This is a genomic window from Variovorax sp. OAS795 (assembly GCF_040546685.1).
Classification (GTDB): domain Bacteria; phylum Pseudomonadota; class Gammaproteobacteria; order Burkholderiales; family Burkholderiaceae_C; genus Variovorax.
Genome location: NZ_JBEPOH010000001.1, coordinates 2,972,089 through 2,994,838 on the forward strand (window position 1 = coordinate 2,972,089; position 22,750 = coordinate 2,994,838).

Below are 22,750 nucleotides of genomic sequence, written 5' to 3' on the forward strand. Positions count from 1 at the left end.
CTCAACCGGCCGGATCGAACATCGCGGTGTAGCGCCGCTGCATCTCTTCCGGCGTCAGCTTCTCGATGCTGTGGCCCACGTTCCAGCGGTGCCCGAACGGGTCGTGGAATACGCCGGAACGCTCCCCGTAGAACTGGTCTTGCGGCGCCATGTCGAGCGTGGCGCCGGCCGCCACGGCGCGTGCCACCACCGCATCCGCATCGTCCACATGCAGGTGCAGCGTCACCGCGGTGCCGCCCAGCGTCCTCGCACTCGGGATGTTGTATTCGGCGAATTCGTCCGAGATCATCAGAATGGCGCCATTGTGGAAATCGAGTTCCGCATGGCCGATGCGGCCGCTCGGTTCCGTGAGGCGGAAAATCTCCTTCACCTCGAAAACCTTGCAGTAGAACTCGATGGCTGCGCCGGCGTCGTGGACGCAGAGGTAGGGAAACAGCTCGTGGATCGCCATGGGGTTGCCTTTCGGGAAGACGACAAAGCAATGAGGGCAGGGCGCCATTCTGCGTGCTGCACCGCTGCTTTCTCAAGCCCTTCCCAAGGGTGAGGCAGCCAGGCTGTCCATCCGGATGGCGGCCGCGCTAGCATGGCGGGCATGAGCAAGCCTTCCACGACCCTGATCCATCATCCCTACACCCCGCCCGCCAAATTCGAGGCGCCGCAGCCCGGCATCTACAAGGCCTCCACCGTGTTCTTCGCCGACGTGGCCGCGATGCGCGCACGCGACTGGAAGACCAAGGCCGGCTATACCTACGGCCTGCACGGCACGCCGACCACCTTCACGCTCGAAGAGCGCCTGGCCACGCTCGAGGGCGGAACCGAATGCCTCCTGGTGCCGAGCGGGCTCGCGGCCATTTCGCTGGTGTCCTTCGCGTTCCTGAAGAGCGGCGACGAGGTGCTGATTCCCGACAACGCCTACGGTCCCAACAAGGCGCTGGCCACTGGCGAGCTGGCCAACTTCGGCATCACGCACCGCATGTACGACGCCATGAACCCGGCCGACCTGGCCGCCAAGCTGTCGGAGCGCACGCGGCTGGTGTGGGTGGAGGCGGCGGGTTCGGTCACCATGGAGTTTCCCGACCTGCCGGCGCTCGTGAACGTCTGCCGCGCACGCGGCGTGGTCACCGCGCTGGACAACACCTGGGGCGCGGGCCTGGCGTTCGCGCCCTTCGATTTCAACGGCAGCGGGCAGGGCGTGGACATTTCCGTGCATGCGCTCACCAAGTACCCGAGCGGCGGCGGCGACGTGCTGATGGGCAGTGTCATCACGCGCGACGATCGCCTTCACCGAGCCCTCAAGCTCACCCACATGCGCCTGGGCTTCGGCGTCGGCGTGGGCGACGTGGAGACGCTGCTGCGCTCGCTGCCCAGCATCGGCCTTCGCTATGCCGCGCACGACCGATCGGCACGCGAACTGGCGCGCTGGCTTGGCGGCCGCGAAGAGATCGCCCAGGTACTCCACCCTGCGCTCGAAGGGTCGCCCGGCCATGCGAACTGGCGCGCGCTGTGCGGCGGCGCCGACCTGGCGGCGGGGCTCTTCTCGATCGTCTTCGACGAGCGCTACAGCACCGAGCAGGTCGACCGCTTCTGCGACAGCCTCGAACTCTTCCGCCTCGGCTACTCGTGGGGCGGGCCGGTCAGCCTCGTGGTGCCCTACGACATCGGCCTGATGCGCGACCAGGCCGTGGCGCCGTGGCCGCACAAGGGCACGCTGGTGCGTTTTTCGGTCGGGCTGGAAGACGTCGAAGACCTTCGGGCCGACTTGCAACAGGCCCTGGCGCGGATGTAAGGCCGCTTTGCAAGGTGTGTTCGAGTTCGAAACCGCACCCGTCCATCGCCTTGGGACAGCACCGTTATCGCTTACAGTAGGCTACGCACAGTCACCCGGACTGTCTCGCCTCAAGGAGAAGCAGTGGCAACACCAAATTACGGCTACGAAAAGCGCCAGAAAGAGCTGGCCAAGAAGAAGAAGAAGGAAGAAAAGCTCCGCGAGAAGGCCAACCGGAAGCTCTCCCCGAGCAGCGATGGCCTTGCGCCGGGCGACCCGGAAACCGACGTCGCGTCGCTGGAACGCGATCCGCCGACCATCCCCGACCTGCCTACCAAGAACGGTTGATTTTTCCGGCGCCGGATCTCTGGCGAGAAGCCGCTGCAGGCCCTTGGGCTTGCAGCGGCTTCTTGCTTTGCGGGCCGCGCTATTTGGCGGCGAGCAGCTTGCGCAATTCAGGCCAGACGTTCTCCAGCAGCTGCGGCTGGGCCGCGGCCGTCGGATGAATGCGGTCGGCCTGGAACAGCGCGAGCGCATCGGGCGCATCGGCCACGCCCTTGAGCAGGAAAGGCACCAGCGCGGCCTTGGTCGCACCGGCCACCTTGCCGAAGACGGCTTCGAAACGCCGTGTGTAGTCGCTGCCGTAGTTGGGCGGCACCTGGATGCCGACGATCAGCACCTTGGCGCCCGCGGCCTGCGCCGCCTTGGTGATCTGCAGCAGGTTGTCCTCGGTGTTCTGCAGCGGCAGGCCGCGCAGCGCATCGTTGGCGCCAAGCTCGACCACCACGTGGCTGGGCTTGTGCTGCGCCAGCAGCGAGGCAAAGCGCGCGCGTCCGCCCGAGGTGGTGTCGCCGCTGATGCTGGCATTGACCACCGTGGCCGGGATCTTCTGCGCCGCGAGCCGCTTCTCGAGCAGGGGCACCCAGCCTTCGCCACGCTTGAGGCCGTATTCGGCGCTCAGCGAATCGCCGAGCACCAGAATCAGGGGCTGGCGGGGCGCCGCGGCCTGGGCGGCCTGCGCTTGCGCCACACTCGATGTCCCTGCGGCGCCGAATGCGGCGGCGGTCAAGATAAAGTCACGTCGATTCAAAACGAAAAGCCTTTTCATGTCCCAACCCCCGTCTGATGCCATTGTCGCTGTCGAGCATGTCTTCAAGTCCGTGACCGACTCGACCGGTACGCTGGACATTCTGCAGGACATCGATTTCACCTTGGGCGCGCGGGAAACCGCCGCCATTGTCGGCGCCTCCGGCTCCGGCAAGAGCACCCTGCTGTCGATCATCGCGGGCCTCGACACGCCCACCCGCGGCACCGTCAGGCTCGCGGGCGACGACATCTTCGCCATCGACGAGGACGAGCGCGCCGCGCTGCGGGCCCAGCGCGTGGGCTTCGTGTTCCAGAGCTTCCAGCTGCTTGGCAACCTCAGCGCGCTCGAGAACGTGATGCTGCCGCTCGAACTGGCCGACCGCAAGGATGCGCGCAAGGCCGCCACCGAGATGCTCGGGCGCGTCGGGCTCGGGCAGCGGCTCGGCCACTATCCCAAGGTGCTCTCGGGCGGCGAGCAGCAGCGCGTGGCGCTGGCCCGCGCCTTCGTCGTGCAGCCTGCGCTGCTGCTGGCCGACGAGCCCACCGGCAGCCTCGACTTTGCGACGGGCGAGCAGGTCATGCGGCTGATGTTCGATCTCAACCGCGAGCTGGGGACCACGCTCGTGCTCGTGACGCACGACCGCGGCATCGCGGCGCAGTGCGAGCGGCGCATCACCATCGAGGCCGGACGCATGGCGCTCAACGAGTCGAAGCCCGTGCTCGTGGCTTCGCTCCAGGCATGATCGTTCCGCGGTTCTGGGCCGAAGGCCGGATCCAGGAGCAGGTGGCGGGCCAGCAGATCACCGTTCGGCGCTACGGCTGGTCCGACGACAGCCCGCTGGCCGCGCAGGCCCACGCCGACCAGCGAACGCGCGAGGCCTTCGACCGCATCGCGGCCGGCGAGCCGCTCAACCGCCGCGAACGCAAGCTGGCCTACAACGGTGCCGAGGGCGTCCCGATCCGCGAGGAAATCATCGAGCGGCAGGGCGACACCGTCATCACGCGCAACAGCTACGGCGCGCGCTGCCTCAACACGCCTGACGTGCTGTTCGTCGACATCGACTTCGACGAGCCCCTGCGCGGCAGTGTGTTCGGCTTTGCGCTGGCCCCGGCGGTGATCGCAGGCGTCGTTGGCGGCTGGACCGCCAAGACCTGGCTGGGCGGATTGATCGCCGCCATCGTGGTCTTCATCGTCGCCTACCGCATCGGCCTGGCCAGGAAGCGCGGCGAGGCCAGCCACGACCCCGCGCCCGAAAAACGCGCGGCCGAGCGCATCGGGCGCTTCGTCCACCAGCACCCCGACTGGCACCTGCGCCTGTACCGCACGCCGGCGGGCTTCCGGGTGCTGGCCATGCACGATGTCTTCAGTCCGTCGGACCTGACCGTGGCCGACTGCTTTCATGCACTGGGCGTGGACAAGACCTACGCACGCATGTGCCGCAACCAGAACTGCTTCCGGGCCCGCCTGAGTGCCAAGCCCTGGCGCATCGGCATCGGCGAGCACATCCGGCCACGCCCCGGCGTGTGGCCCGTGGCGCCTGAAAAGCTCCCCATGCGCGATGCCTGGGTGGCACGCTACGAAAAGGCCGCCGAGGGCCATGCCGCCTGCCAGTACCTGGAGAGCGCCGGCAACAGCGAGCGGGTGCATCCGAACGCGCTGGCCGTGCAGCAGCTGCACGACGAACAGACCCGGGCGCACAGCGGACTGCCGATTGCCTGAGGGCGAGGGTGCGCATCCCTCGATAATCGGGGGATGTCTTCTCCCAAAGTGATCTTCGGCTTCCATGCCGTGGGCGTGCGCATCAAGACCGCGCCGAAATCGGTGCTCGAAGTGATGTTCGACACCAGCCGGCGCGACGCGCGCATGAAACAGTTCATCGCGCGCGCGCAGGAAGCCGGCGTGCGGCTGGTCGAGGCCGACGGGCTGCGGCTTGCCAAGCTCGCGGGCAGCCACGGCCACCAGGGCGTGGTGGCGCGGGTCGAACCCATCTCGCAGGTCCGCTCGCTTGACGAGCTCCTCGAAGGCCTCGAGGAAGCCGGCACCGTGCCCCTCCTGCTGGTGCTCGACGGCGTGACCGATCCGCACAACCTCGGCGCCTGCCTGCGCGTGGCCGATGGCGCCGGCGCGCATGCGGTCATCGCGCCCAAGGACCATGCCGCAGGCATCAACGCCACGGTGGCCAAGGTGGCGAGCGGTGCCGCCGAGACCGTGCCGTACTTCATGGTGACCAACCTGGCGCGAACGCTCAACGAACTCAAGGAACGCAGCATCTGGTGCGTCGGCACCAGCGACGACGCGCCCGGCACGCTCTACCAGAGCGATTTCAAGCGGCCGCTGGCGCTGGTGCTCGGCGCCGAAGGCGAGGGCATGCGCCAGCTCACCCGCAAGACCTGCGACGAGCTCGTGAGCATTCCGATGGCCGGCGCGGTCGAAAGCCTCAACGTCTCGGTGGCGAGCGGCGTGTGCCTCTACGAAGCCATGCGGCAGCGCGGCGCCTGACGCCGCTGCGCTAGCCCTTGGGCAGCGGGGCGGCCTTGCGATGGAAGTACACCCGCTCGGCCGCGCGCCGCATCAGCGGCGTGCCGAGCAGGCGGTTGAACATCCAGTCGCTCTGGAAGTGATCGAAGGCCCAGCGCAGGGCCCGCTTCACTCGGAAGCGCGGATAGCCGCGCACGAACCAGCCTGCCGGGTCGTCCACCTCGCCGCGGATGAATCGTGCGATGGCTTCGCCGGCGCGCCCGCCATGCTGGAGCGCTGTATGGATGCCGCCCGCGGTCACCGGCGACACCATGCCCGCCGCATCGCCCACCAGCAGCGCACGCTCGCGTGCCACCATCGGCAGCACGCCGCCGCACGGAATCATGCCTGCGCGAATCGCCACGGGGGGCGCATCGCCCGGCGCGACCACCGAGGCGATCTTGCACAGCAGCGGATCGAGCCGGAGCGCCGGCCGAGCCTGCCGGCCCACGCGGCGCGCGAGTCCGATCTGGCTCACGCCGACCCCGTCCAGCGCCCATCCGATGTAGCCCGGCGCCAATTGGCGATCGATGAAGCAATGCAGGAAACCGGGTGCCATGCGAGCGCCCAGGTATTCGTGTTCGATGCCGTAGAGGAAGCGCGTGTTGCGCGACAGTCCGAGCGCCTTGGCGACACGTGAATGCGGCCCGTCCGCACCCACGATGTAGCGGGCAGAAACGCAGGTGCCGCGGTGGGGTCCATGGGCGAGCGGAACTTCCCAGTGGCCGTTCGTCCACAGCGCCTGTTCGAACAGGGTGCCAAGCTGCACGTCGACGCCGCTGGCGCGCGCGGAGCCGGCCATCCAGTCGAGCAGGGCGGGCGCATCGGTGGCCCAGAACCAATAGCCCGGCGCGTGCAGGTCCACATGGCGCATGTCGGGCGAATACAGCCGCACGCCGTCGATGCGGCGCACCAGCGCCGGCGGCACTTCGGCCAGCCAGGGAACGGTGTCGACCGCGTCCTTGACGATGATGCCGGTGGTATGGAGCTTGGCGCCGGCCGTGGTTTTCTTTTCGAGCACCATCACACTGAGCCCCGCGAGGGCCGCAGCGCGGGCGCAGGCCAGTCCGGCAAAGCTGGCGCCGACCACGAGCAGGTCGACCGAGGTGTCCACGGCGCGCGCCGCCGGCGGCGCGAAGCCGCTTGCTGTGAAGGAATCGGAAACGTCGGAGAGGGAAAACCGAGGGGAGACGTGCATAGGGCGTGCTGACTTCTGCGTAACGCACCGCGGTTTGCGGTGCGCACGCGAAGTTAGCTACGCCATGTGCGTGCGGCGTGAAGCCTGTGTGAAGCCGAACGGCGCGGCAAATTCAGGATGGATCCTTGGTGCGCGTGCGCGCCACCGCGCTGAAGATGCCGATGCCCAGGATGATCAGCGCACCGATGCCGATATAGAGCGTGGGCACACCGGCCACCGAGGCACCCCAGGCGATGCCGGCCAGGAAAATCAGAAAACCGATCATGTAGAGCGCAAAAGACATGCTTGTTCCCCCGAGAGTTTTGATGAGTTGCAGTATCCCGGGCGCTTCGGCAAGCAGCAGAGGCCTTAGTCCCCAGTCTCTGTGGGAACTTGCCTACTGCTTGGGCACAGCGTCCGACAAAATCCGTCCTGCCCTTGCCTGTTCGAAAAGGAACACCCATGCGCCTGGTCCCCTGCACCGAGGAAGCCCACGCGGACGCCATCCTCGCCATCCTCAACGAAGCGATCGTCAACTCGACCGCGCTGTACGACTACAAGCCGCGCACGCCGGAGAGCATGGTGGCGTGGTTCGCCACCAAGCGTGCCAACGGCTACCCGGTGATCGGCGCGCAGGACGACAGCGGCCAGCTGCTCGGCTTTGCGAGCTTCGGCGCATTCCGCGGCTTTCCCGCCTACAAGTACACGGTCGAGCATTCGGTGTATGTCGAGGCGGGCCATCGCGGCGCCGGACTCGGCCGCACGCTCATGGAGGCGGTCATTGCCGAGGCGGTGGCGCGCGAGGTGCACGTCATGGTGGGCGCCATCGACGCCGCGAATGCCGGCAGCATCGCGCTTCATGAGCGGCTCGGCTTCGCGCATGCCGGCACCGTGCGGCAGGCCGGCTTCAAGTTCGGCCGATGGCTCGACGTGGCCTTCTACCAGCGCATCCTCTCGACGCCGCTCCACCCCGTCGACGGCTGAGCCGGCGCTCAGGCGGCTTCTTCGGCGCTGGCGCGCTCCAGCATCTGGATGGTGCCGGCGTCCAGCTTCAGCTGGGTGGCGACCACGAGTTCCTCCAGCTGCGCGATGGAGGTTGCGCTGGCAATCGGCGCCGTGATCGAGGGGCGTGCGATCTGCCAGGCGATGGCCACTTGCCCCGGCTTGGCGTTGTACTGCTGCGCCACCTTGTCGAGGGCTTCGAGAATGCGCAGCCCGCGCGGGTTCAGGTACTTGCGGGTGGTGTTGGCGCCGCGTGCGCTCTTGGCGGCGTCGGCATCGGTGCGGTACTTGCCGGTCAGGAAGCCGGCCGCCAGCGCATAGAAGTTGATCACGCCCACTTCGCGCTTCACGCACAGCGGCTCCAGCGCCTCTTCGAACACCGCGCGGTCGTAGAGGTTGTAAAGCGGTTGCAGGCTTTCGTAGCGCGCGATGCCAAGGCGTTCCGACACGTCGAGCGCCTCGGCCAGTCGCAGGGCGCTGTAGTTCGAGGCCCCGATGGCGCGCACCTTGCCCGCCTTGACGAGGTCGTCGAAGGCGCCCAGCGTGTCCTCCAGCGGCGTGGCGGCATCGTCGTCGTGCGACTGGTACAGGTCGATGTAGTCGGTCTGCAAGCGCTTGAGCGATGCTTCCACCGCTTCGCGGATGTAGGCTGGCGACAGCCCCGACTTGCCTTCGCCCATCGGCTTGCCGACCTTGGTTGCGAGCACCACGCGGTTGCGCTTGCCGCTCTGCTTGAGCCACTTGCCGATGAGGGTCTCCGACTCGCCGCCCGTGTGGCCCGGCACCCAGCTCGAATAGACATCGGCCGTGTCGACGAAGTTGAATCCGGCATCGAGCCAGGCGTCGAGCAGGCGGAACGACGTGGCTTCATCCACCGTCCAGCCGAACACGTTGCCGCCGAAGGCGAGCGGCGAAACCAGCAGGCCGGAGCGGCCGAGGGGGCGGAGTTGCGACATGAGATTGTTTCCTTCCTGAAAAGAGACGGGGATCAGACGAAGCCCACGGCGCCGAGCAGCGCACCCGCGCCCAGCAGCCAGAGCAGATGGATTCGCGTGCGCCAGACGACCAGCGTGGCCACCGCGCTGAGCAGCCACAGGTGCCATGCGGGCGCGTCGCCCGCGTGGTTGCCGGCCGCCAGCACCCAGCCCGTGGCGATCAGCAGGCCCACCACGACCGGCGCCATGCCCTGCTTGAAGGCGCGCACGCCGCGCCGGTCGCGGTTGCGGTGGCCCCAGCGCGTGGCAAGGTAGGTGAGGGTGGTGCTCGGCAGCATGATGCCGACCATGGTGACCAGGAGCCCGAAGAAGCCGAGCAGCCAGGCGCCCGGCCCCGCGCCGATGCCGCCGCCGGCATTGAGCCCGACGTTCCAGCCCATGAGCGCCACGAAGAGCACGTTCGGCCCCGGCGCGGCCTGGGCAATGGCGACCGACGAACTGAACTGCGCGTCGGTCAGCCAGCCATGCTGCGCCACGAGGTAACGGTGCATGTCGGGAACAGTGGTGATGGCGCCGCTGATCGACAGCAGCGAGAGCAGCAGGTACTGGCCGAAGAGCGCCAGCCAGTCGTGCCACTGCATGGCGATGGCGACGTGGCTCATGCGCCGATCTTCCGCCAGGTCCACGCGCAGGCCACGCCGCCCACCGCCAGCAGCACCCATCCCAGGGGAATCTTCAAAAGGACGATGGCGCCGAACACCAGCGCGACAAACGCCAGGCAGGCACCGAAGCCGAGCGGGTGCCTGCGCAGTTGCGGAATCAGCTTGATGCCGGTGGCCGCGATCAGGCCGCCCGACACCGCGCCCATGCCGCGCAGCGCGGCGGCCACCTGCGGGTTGGCGGCATAGTGGGCATAGAGCACGGCCAGCACCAGGATGACGACCAGCGGCACCGTCAGCATGCCTGCCACCGCGGCCACGGCGCCACGCAGTCCGAAGTAGCGGTCGCCGATCATCAAGGCCAGGTTGATCACGTTCGGGCCGGGCATCACCTGGGCCACGGCCCAGTCCTCGAGAAACTGCTCGGGCGTGAGCCAGCGCTTTTTCTCCACCATCTCGCGCTGGACGATGGCGAGTACGCCACCGAAACCTTGCAGCGCAAGCCAGGTGAATGAAACAAAAAGGTCGCGTGGCGACGTGGGTTGCGCGGGGACGGTCGGCGCCGCCGCGCCTGGAGGGGACGGATGCATGTGCGAGCGATTATCGTAGCCAAGCCTGCAAAGTGCCGGGCATCGGGCTGACATGCCCCTCGAACGCTCCACGGGAAACTCCATGCTCATGCAACTTCGCGCTTTGTTCGATCTCTGCAAGGAGGCTGTCGCCTCGTGGTCGAACGACTACGCACCCAGCATGGGCGCCGCGCTGGCCTACTACACGGTGTTCTCGATCGCGCCGCTGCTGCTGATCGTCATCGCCGTGGCCGGCCTGGTGTTCGGCCGGGAAGCCGCGCGCGGCGAGATCTTCCTGCAGCTCGCGGACCTCATGGGCGCGCAGGGTGCGGCCGCGGTGCAAGGCATGCTGCAGGCGGTCAACAAGCCGGCCGAAGGCGTCGTGGCGACGGTCGTGGGCATCGGCTTGCTGGTGATCGGCGCAACCACCGTCTTCGGCGAACTGCAGGATGCGCTCGACCGCATCTGGCGCGCACCGGCGCGCGCCAGGAACAAAGGCCTGTTCACGCTGCTGCGCGTGCGGCTCTTGTCGTTCACCATGATCATGGGCATCGGCTTCCTGCTCATGGTGTCGCTGGTGGCCAGCGCGGCGCTGGCGGCGCTCGGCAAATGGTGGTCGCCGGTGTTCGGGGCCTGGGCCGCTTTGGCGCAGGTAGTGAACTTCGTCTTCAGCTTTGCCATGGTGACGGTGATCTTCGCGATGATCTACAAGATCATGCCGCGCGCCAAGGTGCAGTGGCGCGACGTGTGGGTGGGTGCCGGGGTCACGGCGCTGCTCTTCACGGTGGGCAAGCACCTCATCGGCCTGTACATCGGCAAGAGCAGCGTGGCTTCGGGCTACGGCGCCGCGGGCTCGCTGGTGGTGGTGCTGGTGTGGGTGTACTACTCGGCGCAGATCTTCCTGCTGGGCGCGGAGTTCACCTGGGTGTATGCCAAGACCTACGGTTCGCTCAAGCATGCCGGGGACGGCAGCGAAAAGGCCAACCCCTCGCCCACGCGCGACGCGCCGCTTCCGCCCAAGGACTAGCCCGCGAAGCCGCCTTCGTCGAGGAAGCGCTGCTCATCCGCGCTGCTGGTGCGGCCGAGCAGCTTGTTGCGGTGCGGGAATCGGCCGAAGCGCGCGATGATGTCGCGGTGCAGGACGGCGAAGCGCTGGGTGTTGGCATCGAGCGCCGCGTTCAGCTCGACCGAGCGTTCCTGGTCCGCCAGCGACTCGGAATGCATGAAGGGCAGGTAGAAGAAGCGCCGGAGCTCTTCGTCGATCTTCTGGTCGAGCCCGGCTTCGATCGCCGCGTGGGCGATGGCAAGCGCCTTGGCATCGGTCGCGAAGGTGCGCGCCTGGCCGCGGAAGGTGTTGCGCGGAAACTGGTCGAGCAGCACCAGCAGGGCCAGGGCGCCTTCGGGCTCCTCGGCCCAATGGTCGAGTTCGCCGCGAGCGGCCGCCTCGTGCAGGGTGAGAAAGCGGGTGCCGAACTCGGCGTCGAAGGCGTCGTTCTTGGCAAACCAGCGTTCGGGTCCGGCATGGCGCCAGAAGCCGGTCACGTCGCGGGCGGCGGAAAGGTCGGGAGGGTTCATCGCCGCATTTTCTTTCAGCTTTGCGCCCGCGCGCCCTTGCGAGGGGGCCGTGAAAGTCGCGGTGGTGGCCGACAACGCCTTGCGCGCGGGCTGCCTATGCTGTGGCGGTCCTCATAACTCAGGAGATAAAGCTCATGAACCGATATGGCACCCTTTTGCGCGCAACCCTCATCGCCGGCCTGGCCAGTGCCGCGCTGGCCGGCTGCGGAATGATGTCGAAGTCGAACACCGCGAGCTTCAGCGGCGCCATGAACGCCGCCAGCGAAGTGCCGCCCAACATGACGCGCGGCAGCGGCATGGCGGAGGCCTGGCTCAACAAGGACACCAATGTCCTGAAGTACAAGATCACCTACACCGGCCTCAGCGGCCCGGCCACGGCGGGCCACTTCCACGGCCCCGCGGCCGCGGGCGCGAATGCCGGCGTGGTGCTGCCGTTCGCCAACCCGGCCAGCCCGATCGAGGGCCAGGCCACGCTCACACCGGCGCAGGCCGCCGACCTGATGGCCGGCAAGTGGTACGCCAACATCCACACCGCCGCGAATCCCGCGGGTGAAATCCGCGGGCAGATGCTGCCCAAGATGTAAGGGCGGCTGGTCAGCTTGCGGCCGCGGGGCTGGTGTCAAATGACACCCCATGACGACAAAGCCCCCGAAGCCCCGCACCGCACGCAAGAAGCCTTTCAACCATTTCGAGGCGCGGCGCGACGACATGCGCGCCGCACGCAAGGCCCTGGTGCTGCAGGGAGGAGGCGCGCTTGGCGCCTACCAGGCCGGCGTGTATGCCGCACTCAGCGAGACCGACCTGCAACCGCAATGGATCGCCGGGGTGTCGATCGGCGCGATCAACGCGGCGTTGATCGCGGGCAACGCGCCCGAAAAGCGGGTCGACCGGCTGCGCGAGTTCTGGCACCTGGTGTCCTCCGGGCCGGCGCAGCGCCTGCCAGCCTGGCTCGGAGACCGCGCCGCGCAAAACCAGTGGAGCGCCGTGATGGCTTCGCTGGTGGGCATTCCCGGTTTCTTCGAGCCGCGCTACGCGCCTTCGCTGCTGCTGGGCGCTGCGGCGCCGCTTTTAAGCTACTACGACACGGCGCCGCTCAGGCTCACGCTCGAGCGCCTGATCGACTTCGACCGCATCAACGCCTGCGAGGCGCGCTTCAGCGTGGGCGCGGTCGACGTGCGCACCGGCAACTCGGTGTATTTCGACAACACGCGCCAGCGCATCGGCCCCGAGCACATCATGGCCAGCGGCGCACTGCCACCGGGCTTCGCGCCCGTCACCATCGATGGCGAGGACTACTGGGACGGCGGCATCGTCTCGAACACGCCGCTGCAATACGTGCTCGACATCCATCCGCGCTCCGAGCCGCTGGTGGTGCTGCAGGTCGATCTTTTCAATGCGCGCGGCGAGATGCCCCGCACGCTCGCGGGTGTGATGGAACGCCAGAAGGACATCACCTACTCGAGCCGCACCCGCATGAACACCGATGCGCTCGCCGCCAACCTGAACCTCCAGCAGGCGATCGCGGACCTGATCTCCAAGCTGCCCGCACGGCTGCGCAACGACCCTTCAGTGCTGGCGGTGCAGGCCGAGCTCACGCACCACCCGATCGACATCTTCCACCTGATCTATCGCGACAAGCCCTACGAGCTCGAATCGAAGGACTACGAGTTCTCGCGCGCCGCCGTCGAAGAGCACTGGGAGGCCGGCGCGCGCGACATGCGCCGGACCCTGGCGCACCCCGAAACGCTGCGCAGCGATGCCACCGTGAATGGCGTGACCACCTTCGATCTCGGCGAAGCGGGCATCGAACGCGTCAAGCGTCCCGGGCTGGCGCGCTGAATGCCCGGCGCAGTGGCAGCCGTGCGCGCCTGATTCCTGCAACCGCATCTTTCTTCTTCCAACCCTCAAGGACATTCACATGCAACTCAAGGACAAGGTCGCGTACATCACCGGCTCGGCCAGCGGCATCGGCAAGGAAATTGCCGTTCTGTTCGCGCGCGAAGGGGCCAAGGTCGTCATCGCCGACCTCAACAAGCAGGCCGCCGACGCCACCGCGGCCGAACTGCAGGCCACGGGCGCGCAGGCGATCGGCGTGGCAGTGGATGTGACCAGCGAAGCGCAGGTTGAGGCCTCGGTCGAAGAGTCCGCGAAGGCCTTCGGCGGCATCGACATCCTGATCAGCAATGCGGGCGTGCAGATCGTCCATCCGGTCGAGGAGTTCAGTTTCTCGGACTGGAAGAAGATGCTCGCCATCCACCTCGACGGCGCCTTCCTCACCACCAAGGCCTGCCTCAGGCACATGTATGCCCAGGGCCGCGGCGGCAGCGTGATCTACATGGGATCGGTGCATTCGAAGGAGGCTTCGGTGCTGAAGGCCCCGTACGTCACCGCCAAGCATGGGCTCATCGGCCTGGCCAAGACGGTGGCGAAGGAGGGTGCGAAGCACGGCGTGCGTGCCAACGTGATCTGCCCGGGCTTCGTGCGCACACCGCTGGTCGAGAAGCAGATCCCGGAGCAGGCGAAGACGCTCGGCATCACCGAGGAGCAAGTCATCAGGAACGTGATGCTCAAGGAAACTGTCGACGGCGAATTCACCACCACCGACGACGTGGCGCGCGTGGCGCTGCTGTTCGCGGCTTTCCCGACCAATGCCCTGACGGGCCAGTCGCTGGTCGTGAGCCACGGCTGGTTCATGCAGTAGCCGTCGCAGTAGCGCAAAGCGCACCCGCGGCGGGCGGGACACGATGGTTCACCCTAATGTCTCTGGCGAGCGAACTGTGAGAAAAACCTTTCTTGCGGTTCAATCGTCATACGAATGACATTCGCCAGGAGACAAAGACCATGCGTGTTTCTTCAGCCCGCTTCTTTTCGCGCCGCTCCTTCGTGGCCCATGCCGCTGGTGTGGCGGCCGGGCTCGCCATGCTTGCGGCGGCGGCTCCCGCGGCAGCGCAGGCTTACCCGAGCCGGCCCGTCACGCTGATCGTTCCCTGGGGCGCCGGCGGCGGCACCGATGCCACCGCGCGCATCATCGCGAGCCTGCTTGAAAAGGAACTCGGCCAGCCCTTCACCGTGGTGAACCGCACCGGCGGCAACGGCGTGGTGGGCCACGCGGCCATTGCGGCCGCACCGCCTGACGGCTACACCATCGGCATGGCCACGGTCGAGATCGGCATGATGCACTGGCAGGGGCTCACGCAGCTGAACAGCGCGTCGTACACCCCGATCGGCCTGGCCAACCTCGACCCGGCCGGCATCCAGGTGCGCGCCGACGCGCCCTACAAGAGCGTCGCCGAACTGCTCGCGGCCATCAAGGCGAGCCCGGGCAAGTTGAAGGCCTCCGGCACGGGGCAGGGCGGTATCTGGCACCTGGCCATTGCAGGCCTCTTGCGCGACCAGAAGATCGATCCCGCATCGGTGCCCTGGGTGCCCAGCAACGGCGCGGCGCCGGGCCTGCAGGACGTGGTGGCCGGCGGTGTCGATATCGCGCCCGTCTCGCTGCCCGAGGCGCGCTCGCTCATCGATGCTGGCAAGGTCAGGAGCCTTGCCATCATGAGCGACAAGCCCTCGGCGCTGTACCCCAACGTGCCCACGCTCAAGTCGGCCATCGGCAGCGACTGGTCGATGGCGGCCTGGCGCGGCATCGTGGCGCCCAAGGGACTGCCTGCCGACGTGCGCGACAAGCTCGCGGCCGCGCTCAAGAAGGTGGTGGCCAGCAAGGAGTACACCGACTTCATGGCGTCGCGCGGCTTCGGCGTCATCTACGCGGCCCCGGATGAATTCGCCGCCTACATGGCGAAATCCGATGCCGAGCTCGGCGCAACGATGAAGGCCGTGGGTATCGTCAAGTGAAGGCCTCCGCACGGCGCGCGCGCGTGCCTTGCAAGGGCGCGGCCACATGAAATTCAACGATGCGGTGTTCGGCCTGATCCTGCTGGCGCTCGGCGTGCTGGTGCTGGCGGTGGTGCGGAGCTATCCGGCCATTCCGGGCCAGCAGGTTGGGCCGGCGCTGTTCCCGGGGCTGATTGCCGTGGGCCTTTGCATCGGCGGCGCCATGCTGCTGGCCAAGGGCTGGCGCGAGCGGCAGGCGGTCGCCTGGGTGCGCCTGGGCGACTGGGCTGCATCGCCGCGCCACATGCTGGCTGCGGCGCTGGTCGTGGGCGCCGTGCTGTTCTATATCTTTGCTTCGGAATGGCTGGGATTCCTGCCCACCGCGGCGATCTCGCTGCTGGCACTGATGCTTGCCATGCGCGTGCCGCCGGGCCGCGCGGTGCTGGTCGCATTGATCGCCACGCTGCTCATCCATGCCGCGTTCTACAAGCTGTTGCGCGTGCCTCTGCCGTGGGGCCTCCTGACGCCCATTGCCTGGTAAGCGGGAGCATCACCCCATGTCCGCAGCACTGATGCAGGCTTTCTCGATGGTCTTCGAGCCCTACACCATCGCCGTGATGGTGCTGGCCTCGCTCTATGGCCTGTTCGTCGGTGCGGTCCCGGGGCTGTCGGCCACCATGGCAGTGGCGCTGCTGGTGCCCGTCACCTTCTTCATGCCGCCGATTCCCGCCATCGCGGCCATGGTGACGGCCACCGCCATGGCGATCTTCTCCGGCGACATTCCGGGCTGCCTGTTGCGCATCCCGGGCACGCCCGCTTCCGCGGCCTACACCGACGAGGCATTCGCCATGACGCGCAAGGGCATGGCCGAGACGGCCCTGGGTGCGGGGCTGGTGTTCTCGGCGGTGGGCGGCCTGTTCGGCACCGTGGTGCTCATCGTGGCGGCCCCGGTGCTGGCCGACTTCGCGCTCAACTTCAGTTCCTTCGAGTACTTCTGGCTCGTGCTGCTGGGACTGACCTGCGCGGTGTTCATCACCTCCGACCGGCCGCTCAAGGGCCTTCTCACGCTGCTGCTCGGCCTGCTCGTCGCCTGCGTGGGCCTGGGCAACCCGGCGGGCTTTCCGCGCTTCACCTTCGGCAACGCCGAGATGACCGGCGGCATCGGCATGATCCCGATGATGATCGGGATGTTCGCCATCTCGGAGGTGATCCGCTTCGCGGTCGACACGCTGCCCCCGGGCGAGATCGTGGTCGAGAAAGTGGGGCGCGTGCTGGCCGGGCAATGGGCGCTGGCAAAGAAATACCCGGTGCAGATACTGCGCGGCAGCGTGCTGGGGACGGCGGTGGGGGCACTGCCCGGCGCAGGCGCGGACATCGCGGCCTGGATGTCGTATGCCATGAGCAAGAAATTCTCGAAGGAGCCCGAGAAATTCGGCACGGGCCATGTCGAGGGCATCGTCGAATCGGGATCGGCCAACAACAGCGCACTGGCCGGCGCATGGATCCCGGCGCTGGTGTTCGGCATTCCCGGCGACTCGATCACGGCCATCGTGATCGGCGTGCTCTACATGAAGAACCTCAACCCGGGGCCGACGCTGTTCACCACGAACCCGCAGAACATCTATGCGGTCTTCATGCTGTTCATCATCGCCAACATCATCATGATTCCGCTCGGCATCCTGTGCATCAAGGTGGCCAAGCGCATCCTGCGCGTGCCGCGCAACGTGCTGATGCCGCTCATCCTGCTGTTCTGCATCGTCGGTGCGTTTGCCATCAACAACTCGCTGTTCGACGTGGCCGTGATGCTGGTGGCGGGCATCGTGGCTTACCTGCTCGAGGAGAACGATTTTCCGATCGCGCCCGCCATCCTCGGCGTGGTGCTCGGCGGCATGCTCGAGGAGAACTTCATCACCTCGATGATCAAGTCGGACGGCAACCTCACAGGCTTCGTGGCGCGGCCCATCGCCGCCTCGCTGGCCGCGGTGGTCGTGCTGGTGTGGCTGTCGCCGCTGCTCAAGAGCTTGTGGACCCGGGCGCGGCGCGGCGCAACTACCGCAGCTTGAGCGACCAGGTCTCGCCCACCAGTTGCTTTCCGAAGCCTTCGTACGGCTCGGCCTTGTCGAGCCTGAAACCCCGCTTGGCATAGATGGCGCGTGCGGCCTCCAGGCAGCTGTTGGTCCAGAGCACCATCTTGCGGTAGCCCTTGTTGCGTGCGAACGCGATGCACTCGTCCGTCAGGCGCGCGCCCAGGCCCATGCCGCGTGCCGCGGGCGCGAGCAGCAGCAGGCGCAGCTGGGCCGTGGCGGCCGACTTGCGCACCACGAAGATGGCGCCCACGCGTTCGCCGTCGAGCTCCGCGATCCAGCATTTTTCCCATTCGGGCTGGAACTTGCGAACGAAGCCGGCGACGATGTCGGCGACCAGGGCTTCGAATTCGCCGTTCCAGCCGTACTCGCGCGCATACAGCTCGCCGTGCTGCTGCACCACCCAGCCCATGTCGCCGGGCAATGGATCGCGCAGCACGATGGTGCGGGTGCGCGCCGGTGCGGAGGCGGGATCGAGCAGGCGCTCGATGCGTGCCATGGCATCGACCACCTGCTGCCGGTCGGCGGGCGGCAGCGGGGAGAGCAGGGCGGCCGCCTCGTCGCGCGACTTTTGTTGCAACGGCGCAAACGCGGCGTGGCCGGCTTCCGTCAGGCGCAGCACGCTTTGCCGCCCGTCGCGCCCATGAGGCTCGCGCGTGAGCCAGCCCTCGGCCTCGAAGCGGCGCAGGATGCGGCTCAGGTAGCCGGCGTCGAGCCGCAGGTCACGGCCGATCTCGCTCGCCACGGGCGTTTGGCGGTGGGCCAGCTCGTACAGCACGCGGACATCGGTGAGCGACAAGTCGCTGCCAAGGTAGGGATCGAGCATCCCGATCCGGCTGGTGTAGAAGCGATTGAAACGCCGGATGGCCTTGACCGCGGCGGGGTCTGGCGTTGCCGTATGCGCCGGAATGGTTGCTGTTGTCATATGGATGATTGACTTAGGCAACCATTTAAAGGCCTTGCAGGCCGCGCGTCAACAAGCGCCGGCGCGACAGGAGGGATGGAAAACCCTAAAATCGCGGGTTGCCCACTGCGGCGCCGTGCCCGCCAGCCCAATTCCCCACTGATGAACGCCCCCGTCGACGTCTCCTTTTTTGCGCGTGCCGCCAAGCCGCTGACCAGCTACCGCAAGTACTGGGCGGCCCGTTTCGGCACGGCCAGGTTCCTGCCGACCACGCGCAAGGAAATGGACGCGCTCGGCTGGGACAGCTGCGACATCATCGTCGTGACCGGCGACGCCTACGTGGACCACCCGAGCTTCGGCATGGCCGTGATCGGCCGCATGCTCGAGGCGCAGGGCTTTCGCGTCGGCATCATCGCCCAGCCCGACTGGCAGAGCGCCGAGCCCTTCAAGGCGCTGGGCAAGCCGAACCTGTTCTTCGGCGTGACCGCCGGCAACATGGATTCGATGATCAACCGCTACACGGCGGACCGGAAGATCCGAAGCGACGACGCCTACACGCCCGGCGACGTGGGCGGCGCACGTCCGGACCGCGCGGCCATCGTGTATTCGCAGCGCTGCAAGGAAGCCTGGAACGACGTGCCGATCATCCTCGGCGGCATCGAGGGGTCGCTGCGCCGCATCGCGCACTACGACTACTGGCAGGACAAGGTCCGCCGCTCGATCGTGGTCGACGCCAAGTGCGACCTGCTGCTGTACGGCAACGCCGAGCGTGCCATCGTCGAGATCGCGCACAGGCTGGCCGCCCGCGAGCCGGTGCACGAGATCACCGACGTGCGCGGCACCGCATTCGTGCGGCGCGACACGCCCGAAGAGTGGTTCGAGATCAACTCCACCAGCGTGGACGAGCCCGGCCGCGTCGAGGCGCACGTCAACCCGTACCTGATGGTGTCGGAGCAGGCCAAGGCCAACGGCGCCACCTGCGCGAAGGAAGACGAGGCCCAGGCCGTGGCGCAAGCCGCTGAAGCTGGCGCCGCGGTGAGCGCAGTGAATCCGGCCATCAAGCCGCTGACCTTCGTGCCGAACCCCGCGCTCCAGCAGCGCGCCAAGATCAAGGTGCCGCCGCGCGACCGCAGCGTGATCCGCCTGCCGTCGTACGAGCAGGTGCGCGCCGACCCGGTGCTCTATGCCCACGCCAACCGCGTGCTGCACCTGGAAACCAATCCCGGCAACGCCCGCGCGCTGGTGCAGGCGCACGGCGAGGGCGCCACGGCGCGCGACGTGTGGATCAACCCGCCGCCCATTCCGCTCACCACGGCCGAGATGGACCACGTGTTCGACCTGCCGTATGCGCGCAGCCCGCATCCGCGCTATGCCGACGAGAACGGCAGCCACGACGGCGCGACCAAGATCCCGGCCTGGGAAATGATCCGCTTCAGCGTGAACATCATGCGCGGCTGCTTCGGCGGCTGCACCTTCTGCTCGATCACCGAGCACGAGGGCCGCATCATCCAGAGCCGCTCGGAAGAATCGATCATCAAGGAGGTCGAGGCCATCCGCGACAGCGTGAGCGGCTTCACCGGCACCATCTCCGACCTGGGCGGCCCCACGGCCAACATGTACCGGCTCGGCTGCAAGAGCCCCGAGATCGAGGCCGCCTGCCGCAAGCCCAGCTGCGTGTATCCGGGCATCTGCCAGAACCTGGGCACCAACCACGATCCGCTCATCAAGATCTACCGCCGCGCGCGTGCGCTGCGCGGCATCAAGAAGATCCTCATCGGCTCGGGCCTGCGCTACGACCTGGCGGTGCAATCGCCCGAGTACGTGAAAGAGCTGGTGCAGCACCATGTCGGCGGCTACCTGAAGATCGCGCCCGAGCACACCGAGCAGGGCCCGCTCACCAAGATGATGAAGCCGGGCATCGGGAGCTACGACAAGTTCAAGCAGATGTTCGAGAAGTTTTCGGCCGAGGCGGGCAAGAAGCAGTACCTCATTCCGTACTTCATTGCCGCGCATCCGGGCACCAGCGACGAGGACATGATGAACCTCGCCATCTGGCTCAAGAAGAACGGTTTCCGCGCCGACCAGGTGCAGACCTTCTACCCGAGCCCGATGGCCACGGCCACCACGATGTACCACACCAACAAGAACCCGCTGCGCAAGATCACGCGCGACAGCGAGACGGTGGACATCGTGCGCGGCGACAAGCGCCGCCGCCTGCACAAGGCGTTCCTGCGCTACCACGACGCCAACAACTGGCCGCTTCTGCGCGAGGCGCTCAAGAGCATGGGCCGCGCCGACCTGATCGGCAACGGCAAGCACCACCTCATTCCCACCTGGCAGCCGCTCACCGACGGCGGCTACACCAGCGCGCGGCGCAAGAACTCCACCACTGCGCCAGTGGCTGCCAAGGCATCGGCACCGGTCCGGCTCGCACCGGTGAAGCCCTCGAAGGGCCGCATCCTCACGCAGCACACCGGCCTGCCGCCGCGGGACAACGGCAGCAAGCCGGCCGCCAAGCCTTCGCGCAAGGTGCGCTGAGCGGGCGCGCGGCGGGCGGGCGCTAAGTCGCGTACTGCATCTCGCCGTTTCCGAACGACCAGTTCTCCTTCATCACCTCGACGAGGTTGATGAAGACGTCCTCGCGCCGGATGTCCAGCTTCTGGTGCAGGTCGTCGGCCACGCGCTTGTAGAAGGCCTTCTTCATCTCGATCGTGCGGCCCTGGTTCAGCGTGATCTGGATCAGCACGAAGCCCGGTGAATATGCGACCCCGAGATAGCTCCCAGGATGGACCAGGTCCTGTGCGGCATGCCGCGTGATGACCTGGAACTTGTCGTCCTTCGGCACGTTGATGGTCTCGGTCATGGCCTGGTAGATCACGTCGCCGATCGCGGGACCGAGCGTTTCCGGCGACGCATCCGACAGTTCGATTCGAACGAATGGCATGGAGGTTCCTCGTAGACAGTGAAAGGAGCCTAACGCCAGGACGCCGGCCATGCGCCCGCACGCCAGAAAACCCAGGCCAGCACTGCGGCGCAATGAAGGGCGACCGTGATGCGGTACACGGTCAGGAAACTCCGCTTGCTCGACTTGTGGCGCAACAGCCTTTGCGCAGCCCAGGCGCCCGGCCAGCCACCCGTCAGCGCGAACAGGTGCAGGGTGCTCTCCTTCGTGCGCCAGCGGCCGGTCTGGGCCGCGTTCTTGTCGAGCGCATAGGCGCAGAAGGTCAGCAGGCTCAACGCTGGAACGACGCCGAGCGCCAGCGCTGGCAGGCGGCCGGACCAGGCGGCTGCCCCGAGCAGCACGGCGTAGGCCACGATGAAGAGCATGCCCCACGCGGCAGGTGATTCGGGCCCGCTCGGGCGGCGCGGCGCTGCGCGAGGTGCGGGGCGGCGGCTGCTGTTGCCCGCTACACGGCCCGGTGGCGCTCGGTAGGCCCCCGCCGATGCCGCCTGCACGGCCATGGCGCGCGGTCCCTTGCCTCCGACATGGATCTCTTCGAAGCTCAGTTCCATGCCGAGCTGCGGCTTCAGCTGCCGGTCGCTGAAGTCGCGCAGGTGCACGAAGACGTCGGCCGACACGTCCGGGCAGCGGATGAATCCGAAGCCGCGCTCGGCCTCCCAGCGTACGAGTCGGCCTTGGCGCTTCATGGTCGGTGGCGGGCAGCAGTGGGACACATGGCCGCGATTCTCCCTTGTCGCCGCCACTCGTTGTATGGTGTGGTCCCATGAGCAGTCCGTTCCTTCTGCCCGCTTCATGGTTGCGCGACCTGGCAGGGGCGATGCTGCTGGCCGCTTCGGTCCATGCCGCCGCCTTGCCGACCGATCCGGCGGCAGCGTCCGCGTCGGCTGCGGCCGAGTCGCTGCGCGCGCTGCACCAGCGCGTGAGCGGCAAGCTCGGGCGCAGCGGCTTCGGGCGCCCGATGCAGCTCGATTCTCAGGAGACGCCCGGCGGACTGCAGGGCGACATCCATGCGGTGGTGGACCATCCGCTGTCCGAGATCAGCGCCGCACTCAAGCAATCGTCCCAATGGTGCGAACTGCTCACGCTGCACGTGAACAACCGGCGTTGCCGTGTGGGCACGACGCCGCAGGGGCAGGACATGCTGACGCTGTTCGTCGTGCGGCGCTACGACAAGCCCGTGGAGCAAGCCTTCCAGCTGCCCTTCGTCTACCGCGTGACCAGTGCGACGCCGGAGTACCTGGCGGTCGAGATGAACGCGGCAAGCGGGCCGCTGGGCACCAGCAACTATCGCGTCACGCTCGAAGCGGTGGCGCTCGACGAGCGAAGAAGCTTCCTGCATTTCGGCTACAGCTATGACCACAACATGATGGTCCGCATGGCCACGCAGGCCTACCTCGCGACCTTCGGCAGGGACAAGGTCGGCTTCACGGTGATCGGCAAGGGCGCGGACGGCCAACCCGACTACATCCGCGGCTTGCGCGGGCTGGTGGAGCGCAATGCCATGCGCTACTTCCTGACGCTCGATGCCCACCTCTCGTCGGAGCCTGGCGCGTCGGCCGAGCGCCGCGAGCGCCTCTGGTTCGCCGCCGCGGAGCAATACCCGCGGCAACTGCACGAAGCCGAGCTCGAGGCCTACCTCGCGATCAAGCGCGAGGATCGGCAGCGCGATGGCGCGGGGCGTTGAGG

26 protein-coding genes are annotated in these 22,750 nt (G+C 67.4%); 15 read left to right on the forward strand and 11 right to left on the reverse strand.

The window, feature by feature from the left end:
- Position 1: 1 nt before the first annotated feature.
- Complete coding sequence (locus ABID97_RS14290) at positions 2–451, reverse strand: VOC family protein (RefSeq protein ID WP_354399115.1); 450 nt, start codon at positions 449–451, stop codon at positions 2–4.
- A 141-nt stretch (positions 452–592) separates the two neighbouring features.
- On the opposite strand from ABID97_RS14290, the gene ABID97_RS14295 reads away from it, so the two are divergent.
- Positions 593–1,786 (forward strand): cystathionine beta-lyase, encoded by a 1,194-nt coding sequence (locus ABID97_RS14295; RefSeq protein ID WP_354399116.1) that lies wholly within the window; start codon positions 593–595, stop codon positions 1,784–1,786.
- Positions 1,787–1,909: 123 nt separating this feature from the next.
- On the forward strand, positions 1,910–2,113 hold the full coding sequence (locus ABID97_RS14300; RefSeq protein WP_307574064.1) for a hypothetical protein: 204 nt from the start codon (positions 1,910–1,912) through the stop codon (positions 2,111–2,113).
- A 79-nt stretch (positions 2,114–2,192) separates the two neighbouring features.
- Here ABID97_RS14300 and ABID97_RS14305 read toward each other — a convergent pair whose 3' ends face one another.
- Positions 2,193–2,873, reverse strand: coding sequence for an arylesterase (locus ABID97_RS14305; RefSeq protein WP_354399117.1), 681 nt, complete (start codon positions 2,871–2,873; stop codon positions 2,193–2,195).
- On the opposite strand from ABID97_RS14305, the gene ABID97_RS14310 reads away from it, so the two are divergent.
- Genes ABID97_RS14310 through rlmB form a run of 3 tightly spaced genes read left to right on the forward strand, consistent with a single transcriptional unit; the run spans position 2,872 to position 5,351 of the window.
- Positions 2,872–3,594 carry an ABC transporter ATP-binding protein gene (locus tag ABID97_RS14310; protein ID WP_354399118.1) on the forward strand — a complete coding sequence of 241 codons (723 nt, stop codon included), beginning with the start codon at positions 2,872–2,874 and terminating at the stop codon, positions 3,592–3,594. The genes ABID97_RS14305 and ABID97_RS14310 overlap by 2 nt on opposite strands.
- Complete coding sequence (locus tag ABID97_RS14315) at positions 3,591–4,571, forward strand: hypothetical protein (RefSeq protein ID WP_354399119.1); 981 nt, start codon at positions 3,591–3,593, stop codon at positions 4,569–4,571. The genes ABID97_RS14310 and ABID97_RS14315 overlap by 4 nt, the downstream gene beginning before the upstream one ends.
- A gap of 33 nt (positions 4,572–4,604) precedes the next feature.
- Entirely contained in the window at positions 4,605–5,351 is a 747-nt protein-coding gene (gene rlmB / locus ABID97_RS14320; RefSeq protein ID WP_354399120.1) for a 23S rRNA (guanosine(2251)-2'-O)-methyltransferase RlmB, read from the forward strand.
- Between the two features lie 10 nt (positions 5,352–5,361).
- Here the strand turns inward: rlmB and ABID97_RS14325 are convergent, their stop codons facing one another.
- Both ABID97_RS14325 and ABID97_RS14330 read right to left on the reverse strand, forming a co-directional pair.
- Complete coding sequence (locus tag ABID97_RS14325) at positions 5,362–6,567, reverse strand: NAD(P)/FAD-dependent oxidoreductase (protein ID WP_354399121.1); 1,206 nt, start codon at positions 6,565–6,567, stop codon at positions 5,362–5,364.
- 112 nt (positions 6,568–6,679) lie between these two features.
- Complete coding sequence (locus tag ABID97_RS14330) at positions 6,680–6,850, reverse strand: hypothetical protein (protein ID WP_354399122.1); 171 nt, start codon at positions 6,848–6,850, stop codon at positions 6,680–6,682.
- Between the two features lie 158 nt (positions 6,851–7,008).
- Here ABID97_RS14330 and ABID97_RS14335 point away from each other — a divergent pair, with 158 nt between their 5' ends.
- Complete coding sequence (locus ABID97_RS14335; RefSeq protein WP_354399123.1) at positions 7,009–7,530, forward strand: GNAT family N-acetyltransferase; 522 nt, start codon at positions 7,009–7,011, stop codon at positions 7,528–7,530.
- A gap of 8 nt (positions 7,531–7,538) precedes the next feature.
- On the opposite strand, the gene ABID97_RS14340 is transcribed toward ABID97_RS14335, so the two are convergent.
- The 3 genes from ABID97_RS14340 to ABID97_RS14350 are packed head-to-tail and all read right to left on the reverse strand — an operon-like array spanning position 7,539 to position 9,732.
- Positions 7,539–8,504: an aldo/keto reductase gene (locus tag ABID97_RS14340; protein ID WP_354399124.1), complete on the reverse strand. Its 966-nt coding sequence runs from the start codon at positions 8,502–8,504 to the stop codon at positions 7,539–7,541.
- 32 nt (positions 8,505–8,536) lie between these two features.
- The gene (locus ABID97_RS14345) at positions 8,537–9,145 is read right to left on the reverse strand and encodes a chromate transporter (RefSeq protein WP_354399125.1); all 609 of its coding nucleotides are present in this window, start codon (positions 9,143–9,145) and stop codon (positions 8,537–8,539) included.
- On the reverse strand, positions 9,142–9,732 hold the full coding sequence (locus tag ABID97_RS14350; RefSeq protein WP_354399126.1) for a chromate transporter: 591 nt from the start codon (positions 9,730–9,732) through the stop codon (positions 9,142–9,144). Before ABID97_RS14350 ends, ABID97_RS14345 begins: the two co-directional genes overlap by 4 nt.
- Positions 9,733–9,814: 82 nt before the next feature.
- Between ABID97_RS14350 and ABID97_RS14355 the strand changes: the two genes are divergently transcribed.
- Positions 9,815–10,738 carry a YihY/virulence factor BrkB family protein gene (locus ABID97_RS14355; RefSeq protein WP_354399127.1) on the forward strand — a complete coding sequence of 308 codons (924 nt, stop codon included), beginning with the start codon at positions 9,815–9,817 and terminating at the stop codon, positions 10,736–10,738.
- On the opposite strand, the gene ABID97_RS14360 is transcribed toward ABID97_RS14355, so the two are convergent.
- The gene (locus ABID97_RS14360; RefSeq protein ID WP_354399128.1) at positions 10,735–11,286 is read right to left on the reverse strand and encodes a DUF924 family protein; all 552 of its coding nucleotides are present in this window, start codon (positions 11,284–11,286) and stop codon (positions 10,735–10,737) included. The genes ABID97_RS14355 and ABID97_RS14360 overlap by 4 nt on opposite strands.
- Before the next feature lie 134 nt (positions 11,287–11,420).
- Between ABID97_RS14360 and ABID97_RS14365 the strand changes: the two genes are divergently transcribed.
- The 6 genes from ABID97_RS14365 to ABID97_RS14390 all read left to right on the forward strand — a co-directional run bounded on the left by ABID97_RS14365 (position 11,421) and on the right by ABID97_RS14390 (position 17,177).
- The gene (locus ABID97_RS14365) at positions 11,421–11,870 is read left to right on the forward strand and encodes a CHRD domain-containing protein (protein WP_354399129.1); all 450 of its coding nucleotides are present in this window, start codon (positions 11,421–11,423) and stop codon (positions 11,868–11,870) included.
- A 49-nt stretch (positions 11,871–11,919) separates the two neighbouring features.
- Positions 11,920–13,125, forward strand: coding sequence for a patatin-like phospholipase family protein (locus ABID97_RS14370; protein WP_354399130.1), 1,206 nt, complete (start codon positions 11,920–11,922; stop codon positions 13,123–13,125).
- 79 nt (positions 13,126–13,204) lie between these two features.
- A complete protein-coding gene (locus ABID97_RS14375; RefSeq protein ID WP_354399131.1) occupies positions 13,205–13,987 on the forward strand; it encodes a 3-hydroxybutyrate dehydrogenase in 783 nt (260 codons plus the stop codon).
- Between the two features lie 140 nt (positions 13,988–14,127).
- Entirely contained in the window at positions 14,128–15,135 is a 1,008-nt protein-coding gene (locus ABID97_RS14380; RefSeq protein WP_354399132.1) for a tripartite tricarboxylate transporter substrate binding protein, read from the forward strand.
- Between the two features lie 46 nt (positions 15,136–15,181).
- A complete protein-coding gene (locus ABID97_RS14385; RefSeq protein WP_354399133.1) occupies positions 15,182–15,655 on the forward strand; it encodes a tripartite tricarboxylate transporter TctB family protein in 474 nt (157 codons plus the stop codon).
- A gap of 16 nt (positions 15,656–15,671) precedes the next feature.
- On the forward strand, positions 15,672–17,177 hold the full coding sequence (locus ABID97_RS14390) for a tripartite tricarboxylate transporter permease (protein WP_354399134.1): 1,506 nt from the start codon (positions 15,672–15,674) through the stop codon (positions 17,175–17,177).
- Here ABID97_RS14390 and ABID97_RS14395 read toward each other — a convergent pair.
- Positions 17,164–18,123 (reverse strand): bifunctional helix-turn-helix transcriptional regulator/GNAT family N-acetyltransferase, encoded by a 960-nt coding sequence (locus tag ABID97_RS14395; protein ID WP_354399135.1) that lies wholly within the window; start codon positions 18,121–18,123, stop codon positions 17,164–17,166. The two genes, ABID97_RS14390 and ABID97_RS14395, sit on opposite strands and share 14 nt — an antisense overlap.
- 141 nt (positions 18,124–18,264) lie before the next feature.
- Here ABID97_RS14395 and ABID97_RS14400 point away from each other — a divergent pair, with 141 nt between their 5' ends.
- On the forward strand, positions 18,265–20,640 hold the full coding sequence (locus tag ABID97_RS14400) for a YgiQ family radical SAM protein (RefSeq protein ID WP_354399136.1): 2,376 nt from the start codon (positions 18,265–18,267) through the stop codon (positions 20,638–20,640).
- 22 nt (positions 20,641–20,662) lie between these two features.
- Here ABID97_RS14400 and ABID97_RS14405 read toward each other — a convergent pair whose 3' ends face one another.
- Positions 20,663–21,046, reverse strand: a complete 384-nt coding sequence (locus ABID97_RS14405) for a tautomerase family protein (protein ID WP_354399137.1) — start codon at positions 21,044–21,046, stop codon at positions 20,663–20,665.
- Positions 21,047–21,075: 29 nt separating this feature from the next.
- Entirely contained in the window at positions 21,076–21,750 is a 675-nt protein-coding gene (locus ABID97_RS14410; protein WP_354399138.1) for a DUF1294 domain-containing protein, read from the reverse strand.
- Positions 21,751–21,827: 77 nt separating this feature from the next.
- Between ABID97_RS14410 and ABID97_RS14415 the strand changes: the two genes are divergently transcribed.
- Positions 21,828–22,748 (forward strand): hypothetical protein, encoded by a 921-nt coding sequence (locus ABID97_RS14415; RefSeq protein WP_354399139.1) that lies wholly within the window; start codon positions 21,828–21,830, stop codon positions 22,746–22,748.
- Positions 22,749–22,750 lie beyond the last annotated feature (2 nt).

Excerpts from the sequence above, each read along its gene's own strand:
- ABID97_RS14290 (WP_354399115.1), bottom strand. The coding sequence starts at position 451 with ATGGCGATCCACGAGCTGTTTCCCTACCTCTGCGTCCACGACGCCGGC.
- ABID97_RS14295 (WP_354399116.1), top strand. The coding sequence starts at position 593 with ATGAGCAAGCCTTCCACGACCCTGATCCATCATCCCTACACCCCGCCC.
- ABID97_RS14310 (WP_354399118.1), top strand. The coding sequence starts at position 2,872 with ATGTCCCAACCCCCGTCTGATGCCATTGTCGCTGTCGAGCATGTCTTC.
- ABID97_RS14305 (WP_354399117.1), bottom strand. The coding sequence starts at position 2,873 with ATGAAAAGGCTTTTCGTTTTGAATCGACGTGACTTTATCTTGACCGCC.
- ABID97_RS14315 (WP_354399119.1), top strand. The coding sequence starts at position 3,591 with ATGATCGTTCCGCGGTTCTGGGCCGAAGGCCGGATCCAGGAGCAGGTG.
- rlmB (WP_354399120.1), top strand. The coding sequence starts at position 4,605 with ATGTCTTCTCCCAAAGTGATCTTCGGCTTCCATGCCGTGGGCGTGCGC.
- ABID97_RS14325 (WP_354399121.1), bottom strand. The coding sequence starts at position 6,567 with ATGCACGTCTCCCCTCGGTTTTCCCTCTCCGACGTTTCCGATTCCTTC.
- ABID97_RS14330 (WP_354399122.1), bottom strand. The coding sequence starts at position 6,850 with ATGTCTTTTGCGCTCTACATGATCGGTTTTCTGATTTTCCTGGCCGGC.
- ABID97_RS14335 (WP_354399123.1), top strand. The coding sequence starts at position 7,009 with ATGCGCCTGGTCCCCTGCACCGAGGAAGCCCACGCGGACGCCATCCTC.
- ABID97_RS14340 (WP_354399124.1), bottom strand. The coding sequence starts at position 8,504 with ATGTCGCAACTCCGCCCCCTCGGCCGCTCCGGCCTGCTGGTTTCGCCG.
- ABID97_RS14345 (WP_354399125.1), bottom strand. The coding sequence starts at position 9,145 with ATGAGCCACGTCGCCATCGCCATGCAGTGGCACGACTGGCTGGCGCTC.
- ABID97_RS14350 (WP_354399126.1), bottom strand. The coding sequence starts at position 9,732 with ATGCATCCGTCCCCTCCAGGCGCGGCGGCGCCGACCGTCCCCGCGCAA.
- ABID97_RS14355 (WP_354399127.1), top strand. The coding sequence starts at position 9,815 with ATGCTCATGCAACTTCGCGCTTTGTTCGATCTCTGCAAGGAGGCTGTC.
- ABID97_RS14360 (WP_354399128.1), bottom strand. The coding sequence starts at position 11,286 with ATGAACCCTCCCGACCTTTCCGCCGCCCGCGACGTGACCGGCTTCTGG.
- ABID97_RS14365 (WP_354399129.1), top strand. The coding sequence starts at position 11,421 with ATGAACCGATATGGCACCCTTTTGCGCGCAACCCTCATCGCCGGCCTG.
- ABID97_RS14370 (WP_354399130.1), top strand. The coding sequence starts at position 11,920 with ATGACGACAAAGCCCCCGAAGCCCCGCACCGCACGCAAGAAGCCTTTC.
- ABID97_RS14375 (WP_354399131.1), top strand. The coding sequence starts at position 13,205 with ATGCAACTCAAGGACAAGGTCGCGTACATCACCGGCTCGGCCAGCGGC.
- ABID97_RS14380 (WP_354399132.1), top strand. The coding sequence starts at position 14,128 with ATGCGTGTTTCTTCAGCCCGCTTCTTTTCGCGCCGCTCCTTCGTGGCC.
- ABID97_RS14385 (WP_354399133.1), top strand. The coding sequence starts at position 15,182 with ATGAAATTCAACGATGCGGTGTTCGGCCTGATCCTGCTGGCGCTCGGC.
- ABID97_RS14390 (WP_354399134.1), top strand. The coding sequence starts at position 15,672 with ATGTCCGCAGCACTGATGCAGGCTTTCTCGATGGTCTTCGAGCCCTAC.
- ABID97_RS14395 (WP_354399135.1), bottom strand. The coding sequence starts at position 18,123 with ATGACAACAGCAACCATTCCGGCGCATACGGCAACGCCAGACCCCGCC.
- ABID97_RS14400 (WP_354399136.1), top strand. The coding sequence starts at position 18,265 with ATGAACGCCCCCGTCGACGTCTCCTTTTTTGCGCGTGCCGCCAAGCCG.
- ABID97_RS14405 (WP_354399137.1), bottom strand. The coding sequence starts at position 21,046 with ATGCCATTCGTTCGAATCGAACTGTCGGATGCGTCGCCGGAAACGCTC.
- ABID97_RS14410 (WP_354399138.1), bottom strand. The coding sequence starts at position 21,750 with ATGAAGCGCCAAGGCCGACTCGTACGCTGGGAGGCCGAGCGCGGCTTC.
- ABID97_RS14415 (WP_354399139.1), top strand. The coding sequence starts at position 21,828 with ATGAGCAGTCCGTTCCTTCTGCCCGCTTCATGGTTGCGCGACCTGGCA.